This window comes from Mycobacterium sp. NPDC051804, assembly GCF_044452905.1.
GTDB lineage: Bacteria > Actinomycetota > Actinomycetes > Mycobacteriales > Mycobacteriaceae > Mycobacterium.
Map to the genome: position 1 here is coordinate 52,121 of NZ_JBITCD010000005.1, position 25,040 is coordinate 77,160.

Sequence of the window (25,040 nt, forward strand, 5' to 3'; positions counted from 1 at the left end):
GTCGGGGGCTCTCGCCCGATTGATGTCCTGGCGCAAATAAAGCAGTGGCTCAGTCCGCCACCCAACCGCCCCCCAGGGTCGGGGCCCTCTCCCCCAAGGACCGGTGTGACGGACTGAGCCACTGATGATCGTGGTCTATCACGTCGAGCAAACCCAGTGTGTCACCGCTGCGGGAGGAATCGGGTGTTTTCTCGCATTTCGTCCCTGCCATCTCGATGCACAGCTGATTCATAGGCGATACAAAACGGGCACATCATTACGGCCTGCAAGATCGTTGCCATGAGCGAAACACCGACGTCCTCTGAACCCGCAACCGACCCCGTCGCCAGCCCGTCACCCGCACCGCCCGTTGTGCGCGAGGAGCCGCGCCGCCCCAGGGCGACCCTCGCCGCCGCCTGGGTCGGCATCGTCGCGGGGGTGGTGTTCATCGTCGCGGTGATCTTCTTCTCTGGCTTCATTCTGGGAGCGCACAGCGGAGGCCACCGCGGCCATGGCGGTCCCCGAGGTGACCAGGGCGCCGCGGTCTTCCACCGCGGACCGCCCCCGATGTTCCCGATGGGACCCCGCGGGGAATTCGGCCCCGGCCCAGCATTCGGTCCCGGTCCAGGATTCGGTCCCGGTGGGCCACGTTTCGAGTCGCCCCAGCCCGGCGAGCCCAGCCAGCCAGGCTCAACGACCACGCCGTCGCGCCCCTAGTCCCAGCGACCCACGTTTTGCAGGGAAAGTGCGAGAGCCGGCCTGCAAAACGTGGGTCGCTGAGAATGCTCAGCATGTTTTGAGTCGATCCATTCTGGGTCACTCTCTCCGCAGTGAGGCACAGCCCACAGCCTCGACTAGGAGATGACATCTGATGACCGACAAGTACACGACCACGGACTCCGGCGCCCCAGCCCCAAGCGTCGAACACTCACTGACCGTCGGCCCAGACGGTCCGATCCTGCTGCAGGACCACTACCTGATCGAGCAGATGGCGAACTTCAACCGGGAGCGCATCCCGGAGCGTCAACCGCACGCCAAGGGCGGCGGTGCGTTCGGCCAGTTCGAGGTCACCCAAGACGTCAGCCAGTGGACCAAGGCGGCGTTCCTGCAACCCGGCACCAAGACCGAGATAGTGGCCAGGTTCTCCACCGTCGCCGGTGAGCGGGGCAGCCCGGACACCTGGCGTGACCCGCGCGGTTTCGCGCTGAAGTTCTACACGTCCGACGGCAACTTCGACATGGTCGGTAACAACACCCCGGTGTTCTTCGTCCGCGACCCGATGAAGTTCCAGAACTTCATTCGCTCCCAGAAGCGGATGGCCGCCAACAACCTCCGTGACCACCACATGCAGTGGGACTTCTGGACACTCTCACCGGAGTCCGCGCACCAGGTCACCTGGTTGATGGGCGACCGCGGCATTCCCAAGACGTGGCGGAACATGAACGGCTACTCGAGTCACACCTACAGCTGGGTGAACGCCAACGACGAGCTGTTCTGGGTGAAATACCACTTCAAGACCGACCAGGGTATCGACTTCCTCACCCAGGAGGATGCCGACAAGATGGCCGGCGAGGACGGCGACTACCACCAGCGCGACCTGTTCAATTCCATTGAGGACGGCAACTTCCCGAGTTGGACTTTGTTCGTTCAGGTCATGCCGTTCGAGGAGGCCAAGACGTACCGGTTCAACCCGTTCGACCTCACGAAGGTGTGGCCGCACGGCGACTACCCACTGCACGAAGTCGGGAAGATGACCCTGAACCGTAATGTCGAGGACTACCACGCGCAGATCGAGCAGGCCGCCTTCGAGCCGAACAACGTCGTGCCGGGCACCGGCCTGAGCCCGGACAAGATGCTGCTCGCCCGCGGGTTCTCCTACTCCGATGCGCACCGCGCGCGACTCGGCGTGAACTACAAGCAGATCCCGGTCAACGAGCCCCACACCGAGGTGCGCGCGTATTCCAAGGACGGTGCGATGCGCATCCGCAACGCGACCGATCCGGTGTACACACCGAACTCGATGGGCGGTCCCGAGGTCGACCCGAAGCGCGCGGCCGAGGTGCACTGGGCGTCCGACGGGGACATGGTGCGCACGGCGTACGCGCTGCGCGCCGAGGACGACGACTGGGGGCAGGCGGGCACGATGGTCCGCGAGGTCCTCGACGACGCGCAGCGGGATCGATTGGCGCACAACATCATCGGGCATGTTCTCGACGGTGTGCGCGAGCCGGTGCTGTCGCGGGTGTTCCAGTACTGGACGAACGTCGACCCCGACCTAGGCAAGAAGATCGAGGAAGGTGTGCGCGCCAAACAGGACGGCTAGCGCAGCTGTTGCTCTCTGAACCCGGGCTGGCATGATCAGAACCATGAGCATCGAAGTTCTTTTCACGTCAGAATCCACCGCAACCGGAGGCGGCCGCGAGGGCCATGTGAAGTCCTCGACCGGCCGCATCGACCTGAACACCAACCATCCCAAGGAGATGGGTGGCAGCGGCGAGGGCACCAACCCCGAGGAGCTGTTCTCGGCCGGGTATGCCGCCTGCTTCCTCGGTGCGCTTCGTGCGGTCGCCGGCAAGGAGAAGATTCAGGTCGACGACGCCAGCGCGATCACCGCGCAGGTCGGTTTCGGTAAGGACCCCGACGGCGGGTTCGCAATCAACGCCCACCTGATCGGCTACCTGCCCGGCTTCGAGCAGGCCGCCGCGGAGGAGCTGATGGAGAAGGCGCACCAGTTCTGCCCGTACTCCAAGGCCACTCGCGGCAACATCGACGTCAAGCTGTCGGCGAAGGTCTAGTTCATGATGCCCCGGCGGCTCGCCGTCCTCGCCGGTGTCGGTGTCGCAGCCGGCCTGTCGTTGACGGCGCCGCCCGGGGATGCTTCGGCACGACCGTCCGATCCGGGCGTCGTGAATTACGCGGTGATGCCCAAGGGTTCGGTGGGCAACATCATCGGCGCACCGATGCGGTTCGAGTGGACGTTCACCGCGCCGTTCCAGTCGTTCTACGTCGACAACGCCGCGTGCAACAACTGGGCTGACGTCGGCCTACCCGACGTCTACGCCGATCCGGACCTGGCGTCGTTCAACGGTGCGGTGGCGCAGACCGGCCCCGACGACCAGACGCATTTCGTCAAACAGGCGATCGGCGTCTTCGCCACCAATGACGCCGCCGACCGGGCATTCCGCCGTCTCGTCGACCGCACCCTGGGATGTAACGGCCAGACCACCGCAATGCATCTGGACAACATGTCCACCCAGGTGTGGACCTATACCGGCGGGCCGGCCACCGCCACCGACGCGGACTGGGTCAAGCAGGAGGCGGGCACCGACCGCCGCTGCTTCAACACGACCCGCAAGCGCGAGAACGTTCTGCTACAGGCGAAAGTCTGTCAGTCCGGTAACGGTGGGCCGGCAGTGAATGTGCTGGCCGGTGCCATGCAGAACACGTTGGGACAGTAACCGGGCGACAATCCGGGTACACCCAGCATCGAAGTCACACGAAAAATAGCGGGACTTTGTCGGTGGGGTCTGGAAGATGTAGTGAAGGACGCGATCGTTCCCTACCCGGAAGGGGCCGGAAGATATGACCTTCGCCTTGACGTCTGGCGTGGACGACGCGCATCCGATCGAACCCCAGAATGAAGAGCTGACCAGCGCAAACGATGCGCACCGCTATATCGGCGACCATTGCCTGGACGACGGCCCCGTCGGCCAGGTCGGTTTGGAGGTCGAGGCGCACTGCTTCGACCTGACCGACCCGATGCGCCGGCCGCGCTGGGATGAACTCACCGAAATCATCAGCGGTATCCCCGTGCTGCCCGGCGGTAGCGCGGTGACGGTCGAACCCGGTGGTGCCGTCGAGTTGTCGGGACCGCCGATGGACGGGCCGCTGCCCGCCATCACCGCGATGCAAGCCGACCGCGCCGCGCTGCGGGCGACGTTCGCGCAGGCGGGTCTGGGGTTGGTGCTGCTCGGCGCCGATCCGCTGCGCCCGGCCAAGCGTGTCAATCCCGGCGCCCGCTACCAGGCGATGGAGACATTCTTCAAGGCCAGCGACACCGGTGCGGCCGGTGCGGCCATGATGACGTCGACGGCGTCCATTCAGGTGAACCTCGATGCGGGGCCACACGAAGGCTGGGCCGACCGCGTGCGGCTCGCGCATGCACTCGGGCCGACCATGGTCGCGATCGCCGCCAATTCACCATTGCTGGGCGGCAAGTTCGCGGGCTGGCGATCGGCACGCCAACACGTCTGGAGCCAATTGGACTCGGCGCGGTGCGGGCCCGTCCTCGGCGCCAGCGGTGACGACCCGGCCAGTGATTGGGCCCGGTACGCGCTGAAGGCGCCGGTGATGCTGGTGAACACCGCTGAGGTGATTCCGCTGACAACCTGGGTGCCGTTCGCGGACTGGGCCGACGGCAGGGTGTTGCTCGGCGACCGCAGACCCACTCATGCCGACTTGGATTACCACCTGACCACCTTGTTTCCGCCGGTGCGGCCGCGACGGTGGCTGGAGATCCGCTACCTCGACAGCGTTCCCGACGACGTGTGGCCCGCCGTGGCGTTCACGCTCGTGACGTTGCTCGACGACCCGGCGGCCGCCGACATCGCCGCGGAGGCCACCGAGTCTGTCGCGACGGCGTGGGACCGCGCCGCGCAGATCGGCCTGGGTGACCGCAGGCTGGCCGAGGCTGCGCTGAAATGCGTGCAGACGGCCGCCGAACGTGCACCGGTCGAACTCGAGGAATCGATGCAGCGGCTGGTGCGTTCGGTGGAACAGGGACGGTCCCCGGCCGACGATTTCTCCGACCGGGTCGTCGAGCACGGGATCGCACCGGCGGTCACCCAACTGGCGCAAGGGGAGTCGTGACGGTACGGGAGGAACTCGCCCGCGAACTCGCCACGGCTCGCGACCGGACACTTCGGCTGGTCGACTTCGACGACGCCGAACTTCACCGGCAGTACAACCCGCTGATGAGCCCGCTGGTGTGGGACCTCGCCCACATCGGTTGGCAAGAAGAGCTGTGGCTGCTGCGCGGAAACAACACCGACCGCCCCGGACTGCTCGATCCGCAGGTGGAGCGATGCTATGACGCGTTCCTCAACTCTCGCGCCAGTCGTGTCGACCTCCCGCTGTTGTCGCCCGCCGAGGCCAGGTCCTACTGCTCGACCGTGCGCAACAAGGCGCTGGACAGCCTCGACGCACTGCCCGAGGATTCTCCGGCCGAGTTCAGCTTCGGCCTGGTGATCAGCCACGAGAACCAGCACGACGAGACGATGCTGCAGGCGCTGAACCTGCGTACCGGGGCTGCCCTGCTGGACCGCGGAACGCCATTGCCGTCGGGGCGCGCCGGAGTCGCGGGAACGTCGGTGCTCGTGCCAGCCGGCGAGTTCGTCCTCGGTGTCGACGCGGTCACCGAACCGCACTCACTGGACAACGAGCGTGGTGCGCATGTGGTCGACCTGCCCGCCTTCCGCATCGGGAGAGTGCCCGTCACCAATGGTGAGTGGCGGGGCTTCATCGACGACGGTGGCTACGACCAGCAGCGGTGGTGGTCCGAACGCGGCTGGGCGCACCGACAGGAGGCCGAACTACGGGCCCCGCAGTTCTGGAACCCGGACGGCACCCGCACCCGCTTCGGTCATGTCGAGGACGTCCCGGCCGACGAACCCGTCCAGCATGTGACGTTCTTCGAAGCTGAGGCGTACGCGGCATGGGCAGGGGCGCGACTGCCCACCGAGCAGGAGTGGGAGAAGGCCTGCGCGTGGGATCCCGACGCGAACGCGCGCCGACGCTATCCGTGGGGATCGTCAGCGCCGACTAAACATCTGGCCAACCTCGGCGGCGACGCACTGCGGCCCGCACCGGTGGGCGCCTATCCGGCAGGGGCATCGGCGTACGGCGTCGAACAGATGCTCGGCGACGTATGGGAATGGACCTCGTCACCGCTGCGGCCGTGGCCCGGCTTCACGCCGATGCTCTACGAGCAGTACTCCGCCCCCTTCTTCGAGGGTTCTGGGGCTGGCGACTACAAGGTGCTGCGTGGCGGCGCGTGGGCGGTCGCGCCGAGCATCGTGCGTCCGAGCTTCCGCAACTGGGACCATCCAATCCGCAGACAGATCTTCTCCGGGGTGCGCCTGGCATGGGATGTCGGCTGATGTGCCGACACGTCGGCTGGCTCGGCGCACCGGTGTACGTCGCGTCACTGGTGGTGGAACCTGCGAACGGCTTACTGGTGCAGTCGTATTCGCCGCGTAGGCAGAAGCACGGTCTTATGAATGCCGACGGGTGGGGTGTCGGATTCTTCGACGAGGACACACCGCGACGCTGGCGCAGTGCGGCACCGCTGTGGGGCGACGCTTCGTTCGCATCGGTGGCGCCGGCGCTGCGCAGCGGGTGCATCGTCGCGGCTGTGCGATCGGCGAGTGTCGGAATGCCGATCGAGCCGTCGGCGTCCGCACCGTTCACCGACGGTGACTGGCTGCTGTCGCACAACGGGCTCGTCGACCGGGCAGTCCTGCCGTTGTCCGCGAAAGCCGAATCGACATGCGACAGCGCGCTACTGGCTGCCCTGATCTTCGAGCGGGGGCTGGACGCGTTGGGCGAGACCATCGTGGAGGTCGCTGCCAAAGACCCCAATGCGCGGCTGAACATACTGGCGGGCAACGGTTCCCGGCTGATCGCCACCACGTGGGGTGACACCCTGTCGGCGCTGCGACGCGACGATGGCATTGTGCTGGCCAGCGAACCCTATGACGACAACCCCGACTGGCAGGAGATTCCCGACCGTCACCTGGTCTCAGTCGCCGACTCGGGCATCGAGCTGATCCCCCTGAAAGGATCGTGATGACGTTCGCACTCTCGAACTACCTGTCCGCCGACTCGGCGGGCGAAGCTCTGCGCCGTGACGTGCGCGACGGGCTGACACAAATCCCGAAATCGTTGCCGCCCAAGTGGTTCTACGATTCGGTCGGCAGCAATCTGTTCGACCAGATCACCCGGCTGCCCGAGTACTATCCGACCCGCACCGAGGCGCAGATCCTGCGCGAGCGATCGGCGGAGATCGCGGCGGCGTCAGGCGCGGACACGCTCGTCGAGCTCGGCAGCGGTACGTCGGAGAAGACCCGCATGCTATTGGACGCGCTGCGCGACAACGGATCGCTGCGTCGGTTCATCCCGTTCGACGTCGATGCCTCAGTGCTCAACGCCGCCGGATCCGCCATCGAGAAGGAATATCCGGGCATCGAGATCGACGCCGTATGCGGTGACTTCGAGGAACACCTTGGCAAGATCCCGCACGTTGGCCGTCGGCTGTTCGTCTTTCTGGGCTCCACCATTGGAAACCTGACGCCCGGGCCGCGGGCCGGCTTCCTCGCCGCGTTGGCGGAGACGCTGCAGCCCGGCGACAGCCTGCTGCTGGGCACCGACCTGGTCAAGGACGCCGATCGGCTGGTGCGGGCGTACGACGACAGCGCAGGCGTCACCGCACAGTTCAATCGCAACGTGCTCGCCGTGGTGAACCGTGAACTGGACGCCGATTTCGATCTCGACGCGTTCGAACATGTGGCGAAATGGAACACCGACGAGGAGCGCATCGAGATGTGGTTGCGCGCCAACGATGCGCAGCGGGTGCAGGTGAAGGCGCTCGACCTCGCAATCGATTTCGCCGACGGCGAGGAGATGCTCACCGAGGTGTCGTGCAAGTTCCGCCCCGACGGCGTCGCCGCCGAACTGGCTGCTTCCGGTCTGCGCCGCACGCATTGGTGGACCGACGCCGCCGGGGACTTCGGGCTGTCACTGGCAACCCGATGAGTCTCGCGGAGAAGTTTCGCACGGCCAGGCCGCCCGTTGCGGGCGTGCATCTGGACAGTGCGGCGTGCTCGCGCCAGAGCGTCGCCGTCATCGACGCCGCGGCACAGCATGCCCGCCACGAGGCCGAGGTCGGCGGATACGTCGCCGCCGCGGCCGCCGCCCCGGTGCTCGACGCGGGCCGCGCCGCCCTTGGCGCACTGACCGGTCTGGACGGCGCGGACATCGCCTACACCACCGGCGCCAACAACGCGCTCGACATCCTGCTGTCGAGCTGGACGGGGGACCGCACTCTTGCGTGCCTACCCGGTGAGTACGGACCGAACCTCGCGATCATGGCCGCCAACGGTTTTGACGTTTGCCCGCTGCCCGCGGACGGTGACGGCCGGCTCGACGTCGACGCCGCAGCGCGCAAGCTGAAGACCGACCGGCCCGCGCTGGTGCACCTGACCGCACTGGCCAGCCACCGCGGCACCGCTCAGCCGATGGCCGCGCTGGCGGACGTCTGCCGGGACCTGGACCTTCCGTTGGTGATCGACGCAGCGCAGGCGCTGGGCCATCTCGACTGTGCGGTAACGCCTTCTGCGATCTACAGCTCGTCGCGCAAGTGGGTGGCGGGCCCACGCGGCGTCGGGTTCTTGGGGGTGCACCCCGACCTGGCGCAGCGACTTCAGCCCCGGCTACCCCCGCCGGAGTGGGGGATGTCGCTCAGCGTGCTGCAGCGCATCGAACATGGCGAAGCGAATGTGGCTGCGCGAGTTGGCTATTCGGTGGCTCTGGGAGAGTATCTATCGGCCGGTCCGCAGCAGGTCGGTGCGCGGTTGGCCGAGGTGGGCGCGATGACCCGCGAGGCGCTCGCAGACGTCAAGGGCTGGCGGGTGGTCGAGGCGGTCGACGAACCGACGGCGATCACGACGCTGGAGCCCCTCGACGGCGCCGACCCCCAGCAGGTGCGGGCGCAGCTGATCGCCGAGCATGGAATCGTCACCACCTACGCCGAAACGCTTCGGGCCCCTTTCGAAATGGCGTCGGCCGTGCTGCGGGCGTCACCGCATGTCGACGTGTCCGCCGATGAACTCGAGCAGTTCGTGAAGGCGCTGGACGCCGCGAGTTAGTCCTTGTGCGCGGTCAGCAGGAACGCGGGCATCTTGTCCCTGCCCTTCTCGTCCTTCTCGAATTCGGGCAGGGTGAACGGCGCCTCTGCGGGCATGGCCGACGTCATGTTCGCGTGAATGAACGCTGGGCGGATCTCGTCGACGGTCCAGTACCGGGAGACGGCCTCGCGTAGCTCGTCCTCGCTGACGGTGTTCGGTCCGAATTCCACTCCAGGCGGGAACGCGCCGTTGGCGAACACCAGGATGTAGAACACCGCTCCCTGTGCTGCGGCCCGGTGTGCCGATTGGAGGTACCCAGCTCGGCCCTCGACCGGCAGCGAATGAAACAGCGTGCTGTCGACGATGGTGTTGAACCGTCCGTCGTAGCCAGTGAACGACGTGATGTCGTCCTGGACGAACGACGCCGTGCTCAGACCGCGCTCCTCGGCGGCCTTGGTGGCGGCCGCGACCGCTGTCGGGGTGAGGTCGATCCCGACGACCGTCTGCCCCTCCGCGGCCAGCGCGAGCGACAACTCGGCCACTCCGCAGCCGGCGTCGAGTACCTCGCTGCGGATCTTGCCGGCCTTGATCAACTCGGCGAGCTCGGGCTGCGGTTCGCCGATGTTCCACGGCGGCGGCCCCTGGAACGGCCCGCTGTCCTGGTAGGCGTCGTCCCATTCCATTACCTCTTCTGATGCCATGGCATCCAAAGTAACAGCGCGATGCTGTGCATCCGCTGACAGCGCCGCCGCGCATCGAAATCGCTTGTTTCAAAAAGATTTTCGCACCGAAAGCGTCGCACTGTAGTCCGTCAGCTCGGGTGAATCGTCGGGCGTCGTGGGATACGGTTCCAGCGTCTTCAGCTCGACCATGTAACCGCCGACGTCATTGGTCAGCTTGCCCTGGCCTGGCGCGGGGTTGGTGTTGAACTCCAGCGACGTCGGTACGCCCTGGCCCAGCTCAGCGTCGACAGCTATACGCGCCTGGCCGGTCCAGAAGCACTCGACCTCGGTCGGGCAGCGGGAATCCTCCAGCACGTCGGCGAACCGCAGGCGCAGATCAGCGCCACGGATTGCGACCTGCTGCCCGCCGTGCAGCACGAACTCTTGATCGAGGACCGCCTCGATCGGATCCGCCTGTGCGGCGTGGCTTTGGCAGCCCGCAAGGAGGAGCACCAGCGTCGCGATCCAGGTTTTGGAGCCGCTCCGGCGGCGACATGGTGCCGAGGTCATGGTCCATCCCAGGTATGCACGGGCTCGTTGTTGTGCATCCGTTCGCAGTAGAGGCGCAGCATCTCGGCCAGCGCGTTCGGCCGTGACATCCCGCCCTCCTGCAGCGCGTGCACCGTCGCGACCTGCCAGACGGATCCGTTGACGCCGGTCTTCGCGCGGCCCTCGATCACGCCGAGGTAGCGGTCGCGGACGTCGCTGGACACCTCCCAGCGTTGCAGTCCCTCGTCGGCCATCGGCAGCAGCTGCCGCAGTACCAGCTCGTCGGGCGTCACCTCACCGAGGCCGGGCCAGTACAATCGCGCGTTCATGCCGTTCTGCGCGGATTCGGTGAAATTATGTTGTGCCGCAGCGAAACTCATCTTCGTCCAGATCGGCCTGTCATCCTCGGCCATGGTTCGCAGCACGCCGTAGTAGAACGCCGCGTTGGCCATCATGTCGACCACCGTCGGCCCCGCGGGCAACACCCGGTTCTCCACCCGAAGGTGAGGTCGTCCGTCGACCACGTCGTACACCGGGCGGTTCCACCGGTAGATCGTGCCGTTGTGCAGCCGCAGTTCGGCAAGCTTGGGCGTGCGGCCCTCGGCCAGCTCGCGAGTGGGGTCTTCGTCGGACAGCTCGGGCAGCAGCGACGGGAAGTAGCGGACGTTCTCCTCGAACAGGTCGAAGATCGAGGTGATCCATCGTTCGCCGAACCACACCCGCGGCCGAACCCCCTGCGTCTTGAGCTCGTCGGGTCGGGTGTCGGTCGCCTGGGCGAAGAGTTCGATGCGCGTCTCGGCCCACAGCTGGTGTCCGTAGAAGAACGGCGAGTTGGCGCCCAGCGCCAGCTGCGGACCGGCCAGCACCTGCGCCGCATTCCAGTTGTGTGCGAAGTCGGCGGGGGAGACCTGCAGATGCAGTTGCATGCTGGTGCAGGCGGACTCCGGCGCGATCGATTCGGTTTGCAGACTGAGCCGTTCGGGCCCGTTGATGTCGATCAGGATGTCCTCGCCGCGGGCGGTGAAGATCGAATCGTTGAGCGCCTGGTAGCGGACCGACTCACTCATCCACCGCCCGGTGAGGTGTTCGGGCATCAGGGTCGGCAGGACGCCGACCATCACGATGTGCGCGTCATGCTCGTTGGCCTTGGCTTCAGCGGCGTTGAGGCTGGCCCGCACCTCGGCCTCGAGTTCGAGCGCCGCGCGGCCCGGTAGCCGGCGCGGCGGAACGTTGAACTCGATGTTGTAGGCGCCCAGTTCGGTCTGGTACGCGGGATCGGCGATCGCCTGCAGCACTTCGTGATTCGTCATGGCGGGCTGGTAGGCGGAGTCGACGAGGTTGCACTCGATCTCCATACCCGTCAGCGGCCGCTCGAATTCGAAACTGGACTCCTTCAGCATGGTTTCGAAGACGTCGAGGCACTGCTGCACCTTGCGCCGGTACTCGCGGCGGTGCGCGAGTGAGTACTCGGTGTCCTGCACTTCTTCGCCCACGATTCGAGCCTATCGGCGGGTGGCCACCACAACCTGCGGATTCATCAGGCCGCCGCGCAGTTCCACGTCGATCGCGGCGTATTCGGCCAGCGCCCGCAGCGCCGACGGACTGTAGGTGCGCAGCGAGCTGATGACACCGTCGTGCACGAACGGGACGAACGGTGCCAGCGGCAGCATCGTCGCGAGCCGCAGGAGATGCAGCGGTGCCGGAGGTCGCGGTAGATCGATGATCACCAGCTTGTCGGCCACGCGGGTGCCCTCAGCGAACACCCGCGCGGCCGCCGACGGCGGCAGGTGATGGAACGACAACGCGAACACCGCGAGATCGAAATATCCGTCGGGCGCGTCGATGGCGGCGGCATCCATCTCGCGGACCGTCGCGCGCGGGTCATCGCCGAGGTCACCGGCTGCCATCTTCGCCACCGAGGCGGGCTCGACGTCGCTGACGGTGAGCTCGGCGGTGGGATGCCAGTCCAACAGTTTCCGAGACAGTCCGCCGTGGCCTGCACCGAGTTCGAGGATCTTGGGATCCGCGACGTCCGCGACCTCCTCGAGCGCGATACGCGCGAAGTTCTCGGTGTTGCCGAAGCGTTCGCCGGTCCATTCCAGCGCGCGGATCACGCTGCGCTTGACGCCCTCGTCCACGTCGTCGCGGTCGAGGTACTCCAGCCGGTCGGTCTCCAGCAGTCGGTCCAGGCACGACGCGTTCGGCCCGCCGCGGGGCATGCGCTCAATGTCGACGATCGGGCTGGCCACGTAGACCATGATGGTCGATTGGAGCCGCCGTTACGAGGGGAGCAGGAGTTGGCTGAATTCGTCGCCGCCATCGACCAGGGCACCACCAGCACTCGGTGCATGATCTTCGATCACGACGGCGCCGAGGTGGGGCGTCACCAACTTGAGCACGAACAGATCCTGCCCAAGGCCGGCTGGGTCGAACACAATCCCGTGGAGATCACCGAACGCACCGCGGCGGTCATCCAGTCGGCGCTGAACAAGACCAACCTGTCGGCCGCCGATCTTGTGGCGCTGGGCATCACCAACCAGCGTGAGACGTCGCTGGTGTGGAACCGCAAGACTGGACGGCCGTACTACAACGCGATCGTGTGGCAGGACACCCGCACCGACCGCATCGCCTCGGCGCTGGACCGCGACGGTCGCGGCGACGTGATCCGGCGCAAGGCCGGGCTGCCGCCCGCCACGTACTTCTCCGGCGGCAAGCTGCAATGGATCCTGGAGAACGTCGACGGAGTTCGCCGCGACGCCGAGAACGGCGATGCGATCTTCGGAACCGCCGACTCGTGGGTGCTGTGGAACCTCACCGGCGGGACTCGCGGCGGGGTGCACGCCATCGACGTCACCAACGCCAGCCGCACGATGCTGATGAACCTCGAGACGCTCGACTGGGACGACGAACTGTTGTCCTTCTTCGACATTCCGCGCCAGATGCTGCCCGAGATCAAGCCGTCGTCGTACCCGGATGCCTACGGGGTGACGCTGGACAGTGGGCCGGTCGGCGGTGAGGTGCCGATCACCGGCATCCTAGGCGACCAGCAGGCCGCCATGGTCGGACAGGTCTGCCTCGATGCGGGTGAAGCCAAAAACACCTACGGCACAGGCAATTTCCTGTTGCTCAACACTGGCGAGAAGATCGTCCGCTCCGAGAACGGGCTACTCACCACGGTGTGCTATCAGTTTGGTGACTCGAAACCCGTTTACGCACTCGAGGGTTCGATCGCCGTCACCGGTTCCGCGGTGCAATGGCTGCGCGACCAGCTGGGCATCATCAGCGGCGCGTCGGAGAGCGAGTCGCTGGCCCGTCAGGTGGAGGACAACGGCGGTGTCTACTTCGTGCCCGCCTTCTCGGGGCTCTTTGCGCCGTACTGGCGTTCGGATGCCCGCGGCGCGATCGTCGGGCTGTCGCGGTACAACACCAACGCGCATCTGGCGCGCGCGACGCTCGAGGCGATCTGCTACCAGAGCCGCGACGTTGTCGACGCGATGGAGGCCGACTCCGGCGTGCACATGGAGGTGCTCAAGGTCGACGGTGGCATCACCGCCAACGACTTGTGCATGCAGATCCAGGCCGACGTTCTCGGCGTCGAGGTGGTCAAGCCCGTCATCGCCGAGACGACCGCGCTGGGCGCCGCCTACGCGGCCGGTCTCGCCGTCGGATTTTGGGAGAACCCCGACGACCTGCGGGCCAACTGGCAGGAAGGCAGCCGCTGGTCCCCCGTGTGGAGCGACGAACAGCGCGCCGACGGATACGCCGGCTGGCGAAAAGCCGTGCAGCGCACGCTCGATTGGGTCGAGATCGACTAGGCGGCGGCGTCGAGTTGCTTCTTGGTCTCGTCGTCGAGCGTGATGTCGCGGACCGCGGTGTTTTCCTCGAGATGCGCCACCGACGAGGTGCCCGGAATCAGCAGCACGTTCGGAGCGACCGAAAGAGTCCACGCGAGCGCGATCTGCGCGGGTGTGCGGCCGAGTTTCGCGGCCTCACTCTTGACGGCACGATGACCGAGCACCGGGTTGTCTGCGGTGAACGCAGAACCGAGCGGGAAGAACGGCACGAACGAAATGCCGTGCTCGACACATGCTTCGAGCACGGGCTGCGAGGTGCGGTCGACGAGGTTGTAGGCATTCTGGACGGTCACGATCTCGGTGCGGTCCAACGCGATTCGCAGATGCTCGGGCACGATGCTGCTCAAGCCGATACCGCCGATGAGCCCCTCGTCGCGGGCTTTGATCATCGTGGTGAGCTGTCGATCGAACAGTTCTCTGTTGACCTGCGCCGGCGAGTTGGGGTCCGTCGCCTCGTCGTGAACGCGCAGGTTGACCGCGGCAAGCCGGTCGGTACCCAGCGTCTTTAGGTTCTCCTCGATGGCGGCGCGCAGTTCGTCGGGTTCCTGCGCGGGCAGCCACGCCCCGGTGTCATCGCGCTTGGCGCCGACCTTGCTCACCAAGGCCAGATCGGCGGGGTAGGGGTGCAGCGCCTCGCGGATCAGCTGATTGGAAACATCGGGCCCGTAGAACTGCGACGTGTCGATGTGGTTGATGCCCAACTCAATGACGCGCCGCAGGACGGCGATCGCCTCGTCGTGGTCGCGCGGCGGGCCGAAGACTCCTGGCCCGGGTAGCTGCATGGCGCCGTAGCCGACGCGCCCGACATTGAAAGAGCCCAGCGGGAAGGTTTGCATATTTAATGCGTACACGCTTCCCGCCGGGCTTATTCCGGCTGGGCGACTATTCGGCTTCGCCCAAGATGCCGTAGATCTCCCGGCGCGCGTTGTTGACGATGTCGACGATGCGCTGCTGCTGCTCCGCCGATGCGGCGTGCGCGGACTGCGCGACGGCGCCCATCAGCTGGCCGACAGCGGCACGCAGGTTGACGGCACCAGGGTCGGCACCTTGGGTGATCTCGTCCCACGGAGCCGTCTCGATCTTCTCGGCGGCAGCTCGGCCTTCGTCGGTGAGCTCGAACAGCTTCTTGCTGCCCTCGGTCTCCGATGCGACAAGGAGGCCCTCGTCGACCAGCAGTTGCAGCGTCGGGTACACCGAGCCGGGGCTGGGCTTCCACAGCTGCTGACTGCGTTCGTTGATCTCCTGGATCATCTCGTAGCCGTGCATCGGACGATCGGTGAGCAGCTTGAGGATCGCGGCACGCACGTCACCGCGCCTGCCGCGTCCACCGCCACGCGGTCCGCCACGCCGACCGCCACGACCGGGGCCGAAGCCGAAGCCCGGACCGAAACCGCCGGGGCCGAAGCCGCCGAAGCCCGGACCGAAACCCGCGTCACCGCGGTGTTCACGGACGTGTTCGCGGAATTCGCGACGGGCCTGCCGACGCTGTTCGTGCAGCGTACGGCGATTTTCGGGGGTCAATCCGGGCCCGAATCCAGGGCCGAAGCCGAAGCCGAATCCAGGTCGGAAACTCGGGCCCTCGGAGGGGCCTTGGGGAGGTGTAAATGGGGTGTTCATGTTCATGTCCTTAGTTCGAGAGGAAGCACGGTGCGCGCTTCCGATACGTTGACGATATATCGAAAACTATCGCGATGCAACGTCTGACGTCAGAAGGCCACGCTCAACTCGACGGACAGGTAATCGGCGATCACGCGCGCCCTGGGCCAGTTGCCCGTGCGCACCGCCCTCTCTAGCTCGTTGACCAGTGGACTGTCGGCACCGAGTTCGGCGAGCCAGCCTGAGACCGTCGTCGCGATCGCATGGGCGGGCACTTCGACCGTCTGCCCGCCGCGCAGGCGTTGGGTGACGCGATAGAGGCGCTGCATACCCGTGATTCGGAGGCAACGGGTCGACGGATGGTCTTATAGCGCTGAGGAGTCCAGTGCGTCTGCGGGCGACGATGCGTTGGCGCGGTGGGTGTTCGGGCTGACGCCGTAAGCCCTCTTGAACGCGCTGCTCAACGCGAACGGCGTGCTGTATCCAACCTGGCGGGCGACCGCCCCGATCGTCACCTGACTCGACCGCAACAGATCGGCCGCCAGCGCCAGCCGCCAGCTCGTCAGGAATGCGATCGGCGGCTCACCCACCTGATCGGTGAACCTGCGTGCGAACACTGCCCGCGAACAACCAACGGCCGCAGCCAAATTCGCCACGGTCCACGGGTGTGCCGGATTGTTGTAGATCAGCTTCAGCGCCGGGCCCACCATCGGATCCTGCTCGGCGCTCCACCATGTTGGCGCGTTGCCGTCGCGGCCGAACCAGACCCGCAGCACCGCGATAAGGAGGACGTCGAGCATCCGGTCCAGATAGGCCGCCTGGCCGGCGCCGTCTCGGCCCGCCTCGCGAGACAGCAGTTCCACCAGGGGGGAATCCCATTCGTCGGCGCGCACGACCAGCACCGTGGGCAGCACGTCGAGCAGCCGGGCGCCCACCTCACTGCGTCCCTCATAGGCGCAGATGACCGACCGCGCTGCGCCCGAGCGACTGTTACCCCACGTGCGCACGCCGAGCGACATCTCGAACTTGAGCGTCTCGCCCGATAGCGTCGTACAGCGGTTGCCCGGATGGATCACCGCCATCGGTTCGGTGGCCGGATCGTCGGCGAAGACGTAGTGCTCGGTGCCGCGGACCAGCGCGACGTCCCCGGAATGCAGCCAGGTCGTTCCGCTGCTCGGGCCGACGATGACCGCGCGTCCGTGCGTTTGGCAGATCAACGTGAGCGGCGCATCGTCACGAATGCTCAGCGACCACGGCGGATCCATCATCATCCGCAGCACGAACGCGCCGCGCGCCCGCACACCGTCGAGCAGGCCGACCACCGCGTCCACGGTGCGAGCCTAGCGCCCTGGAATGGCTTGGTAGCCGGCGAGAAACAGCGCAACCCCGGCGCGGACGTGACAGTCGACGTCCAACGCCGCGAGCACCTGCGGCCCCCCGCAGAACAGCGCCTGATCAATACACCGTCCAACGACAAGGAAGGCGAAATGCTCTGCGGCAACGGCAGGTTCGGGCACCGACAGGAGACCCCGGCCATCTAGGCGTCGCATGCAATCGGCGAACGCCCCCAGTGCCCGGGTCGGGGCCCGCTCGTAGTAGAGCTGCGCCAGGGCGGGTACCCGATTGGCTTCACCGACGACGAGCCTGCGCAGTTGCACCACCGGTTCCGCCAGCACCGCCCGCAGGTACTCGCCCCCCAGCGCGGTGAGATCGGCTTCGAGATCGTCGGTGTCGGCCAGTTTCGCGATCCTGTCGAGAAACGGCGTCACCGTGCTGTCCAGCGCCTCGTTGACGATCGCCAGGAGCAGTTCCTGCTTGTCGCCGAAGTGCTTGTAGACGGTCTGCTTCGACACCTCGGCCGACGCGGCGATCTGGTCGACGCTGGTGCCCTGATAGCCATGGCTCAGGAATAGGTCGCGACCCGCCGACAGGATGGTCGCGCGCTTGAGCGCCGAACGCCCCAGCACCGCTTCGGTCATATCGTCTCCTTTCAGTACTGGACAGTCTAGTTCCACAGTGGTAGTACTGGACAGTCTAGTTTGATCTACCTAAGAGGGGTCATGAACACCACCGATTGCCCGCCCCTGTCGGTGCGGATCACGAAATCGCTCCTCGGTTACGGCGTCATCGCGGGTCCGATCTATGTCCTCCTCGCCACGGCGCAGATCTTCACCAGAGACGGATACGACCCCACCAGGCATGCGGTGAGCCAGCTGTCCAACGGCGACCTGGGCTGGATTCAGGTCGCCAACTTCCTGATTACCGGTGCCATGACGATCGCCGGCGCCGTCGGCGTTCGACGCGCACTCGGACCGGGCAAGTCGTCGGCGTGGGCGGCTGCACTGCTCGGGGCGTACGGGGTCGGTGTGTTCTGCGCGGGCATCTTTCGGGCCGATCCGTCGGACGGCTTTCCTCCCGGCACCCCACCGGGGATGGGCGAGGTCAGCTGGCACGGCCTGACTCACTTCGCGGTCGCCGCCCTCGGGTTCTTGTGCCTGGTGGCGGCCTGCATGGTGATGGGCGCATGGTTCGCACGGACGAATGAAGCTGGCTGGGCGTGGTACTCCCGGATCACCGGAATCGTGTTCGCGCTCAGCTTCATCGCGCTGTCGTCCGGATCTGGCGGAGCGACCACCGTTTTTTCGTTCACCGCCGCAGTCGTCGCGGTGTGGGCATGGGTGTCCGCCGTGTCTGCGAAGCTCTACGGGTCCGTCGAATAAGCGCAGACGCGCGCGTATGCAGCCGGGACGCCTGACGATGGTCCACCGGGTTGCGTCCTTGTTGACTGCAGACATGACCATGAGCCCCTTCGTCGTTCTGACCTCACTGGCCGCATTGGCCGCCGCCGCTGCCTGCGGAATGATGTACGTATTCTCGACGTTCGTGATGCGCGGCCTCGACCGCACCGGACCGGTCGAGGCGATCACCGCGATGCGCGGAATCAACGTTGTCGCGAACTCGAGTCCGGCGTTCCTGCTCGCGTATTTCGGCGCGACGATCCTGGCGCTGAGCGCCGGAGTCATGGCCGCGATGCGCATCGGCGAAGCGGGCAGCGGGTGGATTCTCGCGGGAGCGGTGCTCGGAATCCTCGCGGCGATCATCACGATGGTTTTCAACGTGCCGCTCAACAACCACCTCGAAACTCTGGACCCGGCCGGACTTTCCGTCGCGGATGCGGCACGGGAGTGGCAGGCGTACCTGTCGACGTGGACCGCGTGGAACCACGTCCGCGCGGCCACCAGCATCGTCGCGGCGGCACTGATGCTCGTCGGTTTGCAATACCGCTGACGCGGACTACCGTTCGATCACCGAGACCGAATTGTCCGTGAAGTTGACGACCCAGGCGGTGTGGGTCGACGGGTCGGCCGCGACGGTTTGCGGCTCGTTGCCCACAGCGACCGTGTGCGTCAGTTTCCTTGTCGAGATCGATCACCGACACGGAATCGTCATCGGCGTTGGGGACAATCCGATTGACAGAACTCTTGGCACGGATCTCCCTGGACGCTAGCTCGGTGGCGCGAACCCGCCGGGGCCGCCGGAGGACGGAGGTTGAATCTGCTGCGGCGGTGGAACGTGTTGTGGTGGAGCAGGATACTCGACGATGGGGGCCTGGCCCGACGGCTGTTGCGGTGGCTGTTGGCCAGGCGTGGGCCGCAGCCGGATCAGTTCCCGGCGGTGCCGTTCGGCCAGCACGGCGGCGAGCACGTACTGCGGTGGTGCGCCGGGCGGCGGTGGCGGCGATATCTGGGCGACGACATCGCCGACGATCCGGTAGGCCATCTGATCACGCATCGGCAAATTCAATTGCGATGCGCGGGAAAGGAACTGGCGCGCCAACTCGGCCTGCTCGGGACGCAGCCCGGACAACTGAAGCGTGGACGCCCACCATGCGAGCTGGGGCGGCATCGGCGGCGGGGGTGACAGTTTCGGCGCGCGTTCACTGATCACCACGGTGCCGGCGAAGATGTCACCGATCCGCTTGCCCTTCGAGGACGCCAGGCTGCAGATCACGGCGGGCCCGCCGGTGAGCATCCAGATTTCGATCACGCCGGCCAGCGCACGAAACGACGCCTGCCGAAACCGTTCCGGGCTGCCGTCGTCGGACACCACCCGAAGTCCCATCGCGAGCTTGCCCAGCGAGCGGCCGCGGGTGGTCGTCTCGAAGATGGCCGGATAGCCCACGATCGTCAGGACCGTGAAGAGGATCAGCACCGCAGCGGAGAGGGCCGGATCGAATTGGGTGAGCGTGGTGGCCCACAACACGACGCCGGTGATGTAGAGGATGAACACCACGGTGACGTCGATGATCGCCGACAGTGCGCGGACCGGTAGCTGGGCGATCTGAACATCCAGGACCACCGCGTCACCGGTCACCACGGGTTCGTGCTGGCTGACCATTTCAGCAAAGCTACTACGATTCCTGGGGTGGATGTCGACGCGTTCGTGGTGGCGCATCGTCCGACGTGGGAGCGGCTGGAGCAGCTGCTGAAGCGACGGCGCAAGCTGACAGGCGCTGAAGTCGACGAACTGGTCGATCTTTACCAGCGGGTGTCCACCCACCTGTCGATCGTGCGCAGCTCGTCCACCGACTCGGTGCTCATCGGGCGGTTGTCGGGACTGATCGCCCGCGCACGTTCGGTGGTGACGGGAGCGCACGCACCGCTGTGGAGCGAATTCGCCAGGTTCTGGACCGTGTCATTCCCTGTGGTCGCATACCGCGCATGGCGGTGGTGGCTCGCAACGGCCATCGCATTCTTCTTCGTCACCGCGCTGATCGCGCTGTGGGTCTCGGGCAACCAAGAGGTGCAGAGCGCCCTCAAGACCCCAAGCGAGATCGACCAATTGGTGAACAACGATTTCGCCGCCTATTACAGCGAGCACCCCGCCGCATCGTTCGGGTTTCAAGTGTGGTTGAACAACTCGTGGGTTGCGGCTCAGTGCATCGGGTTCGCCATCCTGCTCGGCATCCCGATCCCGTACGTCCTCTTTCAGAACGCCCTCAACGTCGGTGTCATCGCCGGGTTCATGTTCGATGCGGACAAGGGTGACGTCTTCCTCGGCCTGCTGACCCCGCACGGGCTCATCGAACTGACCGCGGTGTTCCTCGCCGCGGCGGTGGGCATGCGACTCGGGTGGTCAGTCGTGTCGCCGGGCCATCGGCCGCGGACGCAGGTGCTGGCGGAGCAGGGCCGGGCGGTGGTTGCGGTCGCCGGAGGGTTGATCGTCGTATTGCTGGTGGCCGGGCTGATTGAGTCGGTGGTGACGCCGTCGCCGCTGCCGACGTTTGTGCGGATCGCCATCGGCGTGGCAGCCGAGGTCATATTCCTCGGTTACGTGATCTATTTCGGCCGCAAGGCTGCCGCCGCGGGGGAGAGCGGCGATATCTCCGACGCACCCGATGTGGTGCCGACCCGCTAGAGCCTGCCGCTGGCCTTCATCGCCAGATAGTGGTCTGCGAGTGCGGGCGCCAGTTCATCGGGCGGTGCGTCCACAACATCGACGCCGGCCGCCCGCAGTCGCGACGCCATCGACCGCCGGTCATTGCGCGCACGTTCGGCGGCCGCAGCGTCGTAAACCTCGGCGGCGTCCGAGCGGCCGGCCGCCATCGCGTCGACCCGCGGATCGGAGACAGCGGCCAGCAGTACCTGATGTTTGGCAGACAACTGGGGCAGGACCGCCATCAGACCCTCGTCGAGCGCGGAGGCGTTCAGGTCGGTGAGTAGGACCACCAACGCACGACGCCGAACGCGTCGCTGAATCGCAGCCACCATCGCCCTGGCATCGGACTCGATCAATGCGGGTTCCAGCGGCGCCATCGCGCCGACCAGTTGCGCGAGTAGTTCAGTTCGCGAAGCGTTGAATACGCCAGCCCGGGTGACCCGGTCGTGAGCGAGGAAGTCGACGTGATCGCCCGCGCGGGCGGCGAGCGCGGCCAGCAGCAACGCGGCGTCCATAGACCAGTCCAGCCGTGGCCAGCCGCTGGGGTCGTTGGCGGTGGGATCGACGCCGACACGGCCAGCCGACGTGCGTCCGGTATCCAGCACGATGACCACCCGTCGATCTCGCTCGGGTCGCCACGTCCGCACCACGACGTCGGCTCGCCGGGCGGTCGCACGCCAGTCGATCGACCGAACGTCGTCGCCGATGACGTACTCACGCAACGAATCGAACTCGGTGCCCTGGCCGCGGATGAGGACCGCTGTGTTTCCTTCCAATTCGCGAAGCCTGGCGAGCCGCGAGGGTAGGTGCTTGCGCGACAAGAACGGCGGAAGGATTCGGATCTGCCAGGGCACCTGATGTGAGTTCTGCCTGCCGGCAAGGCCCAGCGGTCCGATCGACCGGGCCGTCACCAACGCCGACCGTTGGTCGCCCCTGCGGACGGGTCGCAACGTCGTGACGAGTCGAACCCGTTGTCCTGGTGCGATATCCACCGCGTGCATACGGGGTTCGGCCCGCGCGCTCGGCGACCACGCATCGCGAACCTGGCCGCGCAGGCGTCGCCGGCACGGGTTCTCCACCTCCAGCACCGCGTCGACGGGCTGCCCCAGCCTCGCTGCGGTGTCACCGGACCGCGTGAACACCAGCCCACGGGTGCTGGCGGCCAGCACGACGTCGACTGCGATGACCGCCGCGAGCACGCCGGCAAGACCCGCGAACGCCGTTGCAGGCCAGGGTGATAGCGCTACCGGCAGCACACATACGAGTGCCACCAAGCCGGCTCGGCCGGTCAGGACCACTAGCGTGGCACCGGCACGGCCGCGAGGATTCCGTCCAGCACACCGTCGGGATTGGCGCCTTCGAGCTCGGCCTCCGGGCGCAGCTGGATACGGTGCCGCAGCGTCGGCCGCGCCATCGCCTTGACGTCGTCGGGGGTGACGTAGTTGCGACCGGACAACCATGCCCAGGACCGGGCCGTGCCCAGAAGTGCGGTTGCGCCACGCGGCGAAACCCCAAGCTGCAGAGACGGAGAATGCCTTGTGGCACCGGCGATATCGACGATGTAGCCGAGCACCTCGTCGGCCACAAGCACCTGCTGCAAAGCGGCGCGCCCGGCGGCCAGTTCGGCGGGACCCGCGACGGGCCGCACGAGCGACAGGTCGCGCGGGTCGAAGCCGCGCGCATGCCGGTCGAGGACGGTGATCTCCTGGTCCCGGGGCGGCAGGGGAACGTTGAGTTTCAACAGGAAACGGTCGAGCTGTGCTTCCGGCAACTGGTAGGTGCCCTCGTACTCGATCGGGTTCTGCGTCGCGGCGACGATGAACGGGTCGGGCAGCGGACGCGGTTCACCGTCGACGCTGACCTGTCGCTCCTCCATGGCCTCCAGTAGCGCGGCCTGAGTCTTCGGCGGCGTCCGGTTGATCTCGTCGGCCAACAAGAGATTGGTGAATACCGGGCCGGACCGGAACTCGAATTCCGCTGTGCGGGCATCGTATACGAGCGAACCCGTGACATCGCCGGGCATGAGATCGGGGGTGAACTGCACCCGCTTGAACTCGAGTTGTAGTGCGGCCGCCAGCGTGCGGACCAGCAGGGTCTTGGCGACGCCGGGCACTCCCTCCAGCAGTACGTGTCCGCGGCACAGCAGCGCGATCACGAGCCCGCTGACCACTGCCTCCTGTCCTACGACCGCTTTCGCGATCTCATTGCGCAAAGCCAGCAGCGCATTTCGCGCCGCATCGCCGGGGTTCTGACCTGTAGGTGGCTGCGTCACGATTGTGCGACCTGCCTTTCGATGTTGTCGAGTTCACGGGCGAGGTGGACCAAGTCGTCGTCGGATTGCGGTGGTGGACCGAACAGTGTGTGCGCCAACGTCTGTGCGTGCTGTCCGGACCGTTGTGCCACCGCCTGCACGACCGCGGGCGGCTCGGCGCTGGTGGACAGGCCGAGGCGCGGCAGCATCCGTTGCAACGTGGCGGTGCGCAGGGCCGTCGCGGCACGGTCGCGAGCGCGCCGCGAGCGGTACAACCTGCCGCGACCCTCGACCGTCTCCGATGCGCGCACGACGACGGGAATCCGCTCTGCGACAAGCGGACCGAGGCGCCTGCCCTGCCACACCGCCACGAGCGCGATCGCGAGGCACAGCTGGATGACGATCCATCGCACCGCGGGCGGAATGAGGTCCGAGATTTCCGCGCCCGCATCGGATTCACCTTGGCGCTCCTGCGGTGCGTACCAGATCACCCGCGGTGCCGTGCCGGCAAGGTTCATCGCGAGCGCGGCGTTCCCGTCGGTCAGCAGTCCACCGTTCATCATGAAGTCGCCGCTGCCGACGACCGTGACCTCGCGTCCGTCGTCGGTGTAGCGGACCAGGGCGCCGTCGTAGCAACGGGTGATCGGAAAGTCCTCCGCCGCCGCGTATTCGTCGCTCACACCCAGGAAAACCGCACCGGCTCGGGTCGCCTCCCGTAGGTCGCAACCAGGGTCGGAACCGCCGAACGGAAGCGACCCGGCAAGGGTTATGTGGGGAGCCAACGCCTCGCGGGTGCGTGACGACGGCGCCACCAGGAGCCGGTCACCGGGCAGGGTGCTCAGCCGTCGCAGCACGTCGTCGTCGAGGTGCTGCAGTGTCTGCAGCACGACGATGAGTGTGTCGGGCCGCGCGGCACTTTCGACGGCGGCGACATCCGGCGCCTCGACAACGTCGACGCCGTGCTCGCGTAACAGGGTGACCAGGGCATGGGTGCCGTCCGGAGACGTGGAGCCCGGATCCATCGGGCCGCCGGGCCGCGGTGCGGTCAGGTAGGTGCTCAGCGCGGCGACGGCAATGACGACGACGAGCGACAGCAGCACCCACCGGGAGGCGCTGAACCGCTGTTTCAGCGTCTGACCGACAGCGGTGTCCGTCATCGCACCTCTGCCCAGCCCGTGGACGTCGCTGCGGCGGGTACGGTACCCGAACTCGCCCTGGTGTTGAAACGCACGTGATCGTCGAGGTCGGCGATCACCCGGTATGCGGTTTCCGTACCCGGTCGCTCACCGTAGGTGACGTCGTTGAAAGAGTTTGCAGCCACGCTCAATTCAGCGGCCAACGCCGGCAGGGCCTTAGCCGCGTCGCGTGCGAGTTCGGTGGCGGTCCGGCCGGGGATGGCATCCAGCACATTGGCGTCCTCGAGCTCACGAGCCACCGCTCGCAGACGGTGACGGATCGCCGCAGCCCAATCTCGGACAGCGGCATACTGTTCGGCGGTGGCTCGGTGCTCGGCAGCGCTGAGTTCCTGTTCGCCGAACAGCGCGTAGCGACCGCCCCGGTCGGTCCGCATGGTGCGCCGCGCGATCCGTATCGCGACGATGATCCCGACGACAAGCAGGATCAGCAGAACGGAGAGCGTGAACCAGCCTCCGGGAAACCGAGATCCGGCCTCGGCCAGGCGGTAGATCAGTTCGTTGATCCAGTCGAGGAGACGTTCGGTCAGGCCTGGCTTGGGGTAGATCGGTTTTTGCAGTTCGCGTTGCGCGGCATCGTGGGCGGCATCGCTGTCGATGTCTATCGTCGGCAC

At 66.5% G+C, this 25,040-nt stretch carries 27 protein-coding genes; 13 read left to right on the plus strand and 14 right to left on the minus strand.

Features of this window, described 5'->3' with window-relative positions; genetic code table 11:
• The first annotated feature begins 279 nt into the window (after window positions 1-279).
• From ACIA48_RS19855 to egtE, 9 genes are all read left to right on the plus strand, one after another.
• Entirely contained in the window at window positions 280-696 is a 417-nt protein-coding gene (locus ACIA48_RS19855; RefSeq protein ID WP_396735244.1) for a hypothetical protein, read from the plus strand.
• Between the two features lie 154 nt (window positions 697-850).
• Window positions 851-2,302, plus strand: a complete 1,452-nt coding sequence (locus ACIA48_RS19860) for a catalase (protein WP_396735247.1) — start codon at window positions 851-853, stop codon at window positions 2,300-2,302.
• Window positions 2,303-2,345: 43 nt separating this feature from the next.
• Complete coding sequence (locus tag ACIA48_RS19865; RefSeq protein WP_396735250.1) at window positions 2,346-2,774, plus strand: organic hydroperoxide resistance protein; 429 nt, start codon at window positions 2,346-2,348, stop codon at window positions 2,772-2,774.
• A gap of 3 nt (window positions 2,775-2,777) precedes the next feature.
• Window positions 2,778-3,437, plus strand: a complete 660-nt coding sequence (locus tag ACIA48_RS19870) for a sensor domain-containing protein (protein WP_396735253.1) — start codon at window positions 2,778-2,780, stop codon at window positions 3,435-3,437.
• A 124-nt stretch (window positions 3,438-3,561) separates the two neighbouring features.
• On the plus strand, window positions 3,562-4,848 hold the full coding sequence (egtA, locus tag ACIA48_RS19875) for an ergothioneine biosynthesis glutamate--cysteine ligase EgtA (protein ID WP_396735256.1): 1,287 nt from the start codon (window positions 3,562-3,564) through the stop codon (window positions 4,846-4,848).
• Window positions 4,845-6,137: an ergothioneine biosynthesis protein EgtB gene (egtB, locus tag ACIA48_RS19880; protein ID WP_396735259.1), complete on the plus strand. Its 1,293-nt coding sequence runs from the start codon at window positions 4,845-4,847 to the stop codon at window positions 6,135-6,137. The genes egtA and egtB overlap by 4 nt, the downstream gene beginning before the upstream one ends.
• Window positions 6,137-6,826 carry an ergothioneine biosynthesis protein EgtC gene (egtC, locus tag ACIA48_RS19885; protein WP_396736768.1) on the plus strand — a complete coding sequence of 230 codons (690 nt, stop codon included), beginning with the start codon at window positions 6,137-6,139 and terminating at the stop codon, window positions 6,824-6,826. Before egtB ends, egtC begins: the two co-directional genes overlap by 1 nt.
• Window positions 6,826-7,791, plus strand: a complete 966-nt coding sequence (gene egtD, locus ACIA48_RS19890; protein WP_396735262.1) for an L-histidine N(alpha)-methyltransferase — start codon at window positions 6,826-6,828, stop codon at window positions 7,789-7,791. The genes egtC and egtD overlap by 1 nt, the downstream gene beginning before the upstream one ends.
• The gene (egtE, locus tag ACIA48_RS19895) at window positions 7,788-8,903 is read left to right on the plus strand and encodes an ergothioneine biosynthesis PLP-dependent enzyme EgtE (protein WP_396735265.1); all 1,116 of its coding nucleotides are present in this window, start codon (window positions 7,788-7,790) and stop codon (window positions 8,901-8,903) included. Before egtD ends, egtE begins: the two co-directional genes overlap by 4 nt.
• Here egtE and ACIA48_RS19900 read toward each other — a convergent pair.
• The 4 genes from ACIA48_RS19900 to ACIA48_RS19915 form a co-directional block, all read right to left on the minus strand.
• Window positions 8,900-9,583 carry a class I SAM-dependent methyltransferase gene (locus ACIA48_RS19900; RefSeq protein ID WP_396735267.1) on the minus strand — a complete coding sequence of 228 codons (684 nt, stop codon included), beginning with the start codon at window positions 9,581-9,583 and terminating at the stop codon, window positions 8,900-8,902. The two genes, egtE and ACIA48_RS19900, sit on opposite strands and share 4 nt — an antisense overlap.
• A gap of 69 nt (window positions 9,584-9,652) precedes the next feature.
• The gene (locus ACIA48_RS19905; RefSeq protein ID WP_396735270.1) at window positions 9,653-10,114 is read right to left on the minus strand and encodes a hypothetical protein; all 462 of its coding nucleotides are present in this window, start codon (window positions 10,112-10,114) and stop codon (window positions 9,653-9,655) included.
• A complete protein-coding gene (locus ACIA48_RS19910) occupies window positions 10,111-11,586 on the minus strand; it encodes a glutamate--cysteine ligase (protein WP_396735273.1) in 1,476 nt (491 codons plus the stop codon). The genes ACIA48_RS19905 and ACIA48_RS19910 overlap by 4 nt, the downstream gene beginning before the upstream one ends.
• Before the next feature lie 9 nt (window positions 11,587-11,595).
• Window positions 11,596-12,351 carry a class I SAM-dependent methyltransferase gene (locus ACIA48_RS19915; protein ID WP_396735276.1) on the minus strand — a complete coding sequence of 252 codons (756 nt, stop codon included), beginning with the start codon at window positions 12,349-12,351 and terminating at the stop codon, window positions 11,596-11,598.
• A gap of 9 nt (window positions 12,352-12,360) precedes the next feature.
• On the opposite strand from ACIA48_RS19915, the gene glpK reads away from it, so the two are divergent.
• A complete protein-coding gene (gene glpK, locus ACIA48_RS19920) occupies window positions 12,361-13,908 on the plus strand; it encodes a glycerol kinase GlpK (RefSeq protein WP_396735279.1) in 1,548 nt (515 codons plus the stop codon).
• Here glpK and ACIA48_RS19925 read toward each other — a convergent pair.
• From ACIA48_RS19925 to ACIA48_RS19945, 5 genes are all read right to left on the minus strand, one after another.
• Complete coding sequence (locus tag ACIA48_RS19925; RefSeq protein ID WP_396735282.1) at window positions 13,905-14,783, minus strand: oxidoreductase; 879 nt, start codon at window positions 14,781-14,783, stop codon at window positions 13,905-13,907. The two genes, glpK and ACIA48_RS19925, sit on opposite strands and share 4 nt — an antisense overlap.
• A 46-nt stretch (window positions 14,784-14,829) precedes the next feature.
• Entirely contained in the window at window positions 14,830-15,564 is a 735-nt protein-coding gene (locus ACIA48_RS19930) for a PadR family transcriptional regulator (RefSeq protein WP_396735284.1), read from the minus strand.
• A gap of 89 nt (window positions 15,565-15,653) precedes the next feature.
• A complete protein-coding gene (locus ACIA48_RS19935) occupies window positions 15,654-15,872 on the minus strand; it encodes a hypothetical protein (RefSeq protein ID WP_396735287.1) in 219 nt (72 codons plus the stop codon).
• 36 nt (window positions 15,873-15,908) lie between these two features.
• Window positions 15,909-16,874 carry an AraC family transcriptional regulator gene (locus ACIA48_RS19940; RefSeq protein WP_396735290.1) on the minus strand — a complete coding sequence of 322 codons (966 nt, stop codon included), beginning with the start codon at window positions 16,872-16,874 and terminating at the stop codon, window positions 15,909-15,911.
• Between the two features lie 9 nt (window positions 16,875-16,883).
• Complete coding sequence (locus ACIA48_RS19945) at window positions 16,884-17,522, minus strand: TetR/AcrR family transcriptional regulator (protein ID WP_396735292.1); 639 nt, start codon at window positions 17,520-17,522, stop codon at window positions 16,884-16,886.
• 81 nt (window positions 17,523-17,603) lie between these two features.
• On the opposite strand from ACIA48_RS19945, the gene ACIA48_RS19950 reads away from it, so the two are divergent.
• Together ACIA48_RS19950 and ACIA48_RS19955 are read left to right on the plus strand one after the other, a co-directional pair.
• Window positions 17,604-18,263: a DUF998 domain-containing protein gene (locus ACIA48_RS19950; RefSeq protein ID WP_396735295.1), complete on the plus strand. Its 660-nt coding sequence runs from the start codon at window positions 17,604-17,606 to the stop codon at window positions 18,261-18,263.
• Between the two features lie 73 nt (window positions 18,264-18,336).
• The gene (locus ACIA48_RS19955; protein WP_396735298.1) at window positions 18,337-18,831 is read left to right on the plus strand and encodes a DUF1772 domain-containing protein; all 495 of its coding nucleotides are present in this window, start codon (window positions 18,337-18,339) and stop codon (window positions 18,829-18,831) included.
• A 216-nt stretch (window positions 18,832-19,047) separates the two neighbouring features.
• On the opposite strand, the gene ACIA48_RS19960 is transcribed toward ACIA48_RS19955, so the two are convergent.
• Complete coding sequence (locus ACIA48_RS19960) at window positions 19,048-19,941, minus strand: RDD family protein (RefSeq protein ID WP_396735301.1); 894 nt, start codon at window positions 19,939-19,941, stop codon at window positions 19,048-19,050.
• Between the two features lie 27 nt (window positions 19,942-19,968).
• On the opposite strand from ACIA48_RS19960, the gene ACIA48_RS19965 reads away from it, so the two are divergent.
• On the plus strand, window positions 19,969-20,961 hold the full coding sequence (locus ACIA48_RS19965; protein ID WP_396735303.1) for a stage II sporulation protein M: 993 nt from the start codon (window positions 19,969-19,971) through the stop codon (window positions 20,959-20,961).
• Here ACIA48_RS19965 and ACIA48_RS19970 read toward each other — a convergent pair.
• From ACIA48_RS19970 to ACIA48_RS19985, 4 genes are read right to left on the minus strand one after another with little or no spacing between them, the layout of a single operon-like run.
• Window positions 20,958-22,280, minus strand: a complete 1,323-nt coding sequence (locus ACIA48_RS19970; protein ID WP_396735306.1) for a DUF58 domain-containing protein — start codon at window positions 22,278-22,280, stop codon at window positions 20,958-20,960. The genes ACIA48_RS19965 and ACIA48_RS19970 overlap by 4 nt on opposite strands.
• Complete coding sequence (locus tag ACIA48_RS19975) at window positions 22,280-23,254, minus strand: AAA family ATPase (protein ID WP_396735309.1); 975 nt, start codon at window positions 23,252-23,254, stop codon at window positions 22,280-22,282. Before ACIA48_RS19975 ends, ACIA48_RS19970 begins: the two co-directional genes overlap by 1 nt.
• Entirely contained in the window at window positions 23,251-24,390 is a 1,140-nt protein-coding gene (locus ACIA48_RS19980; protein ID WP_396735312.1) for a DUF4350 domain-containing protein, read from the minus strand. The genes ACIA48_RS19975 and ACIA48_RS19980 overlap by 4 nt, the downstream gene beginning before the upstream one ends.
• On the minus strand, window positions 24,387-25,040 hold the full coding sequence (locus tag ACIA48_RS19985) for a DUF4129 domain-containing protein (RefSeq protein WP_396735314.1): 654 nt from the start codon (window positions 25,038-25,040) through the stop codon (window positions 24,387-24,389). The genes ACIA48_RS19980 and ACIA48_RS19985 overlap by 4 nt, the downstream gene beginning before the upstream one ends.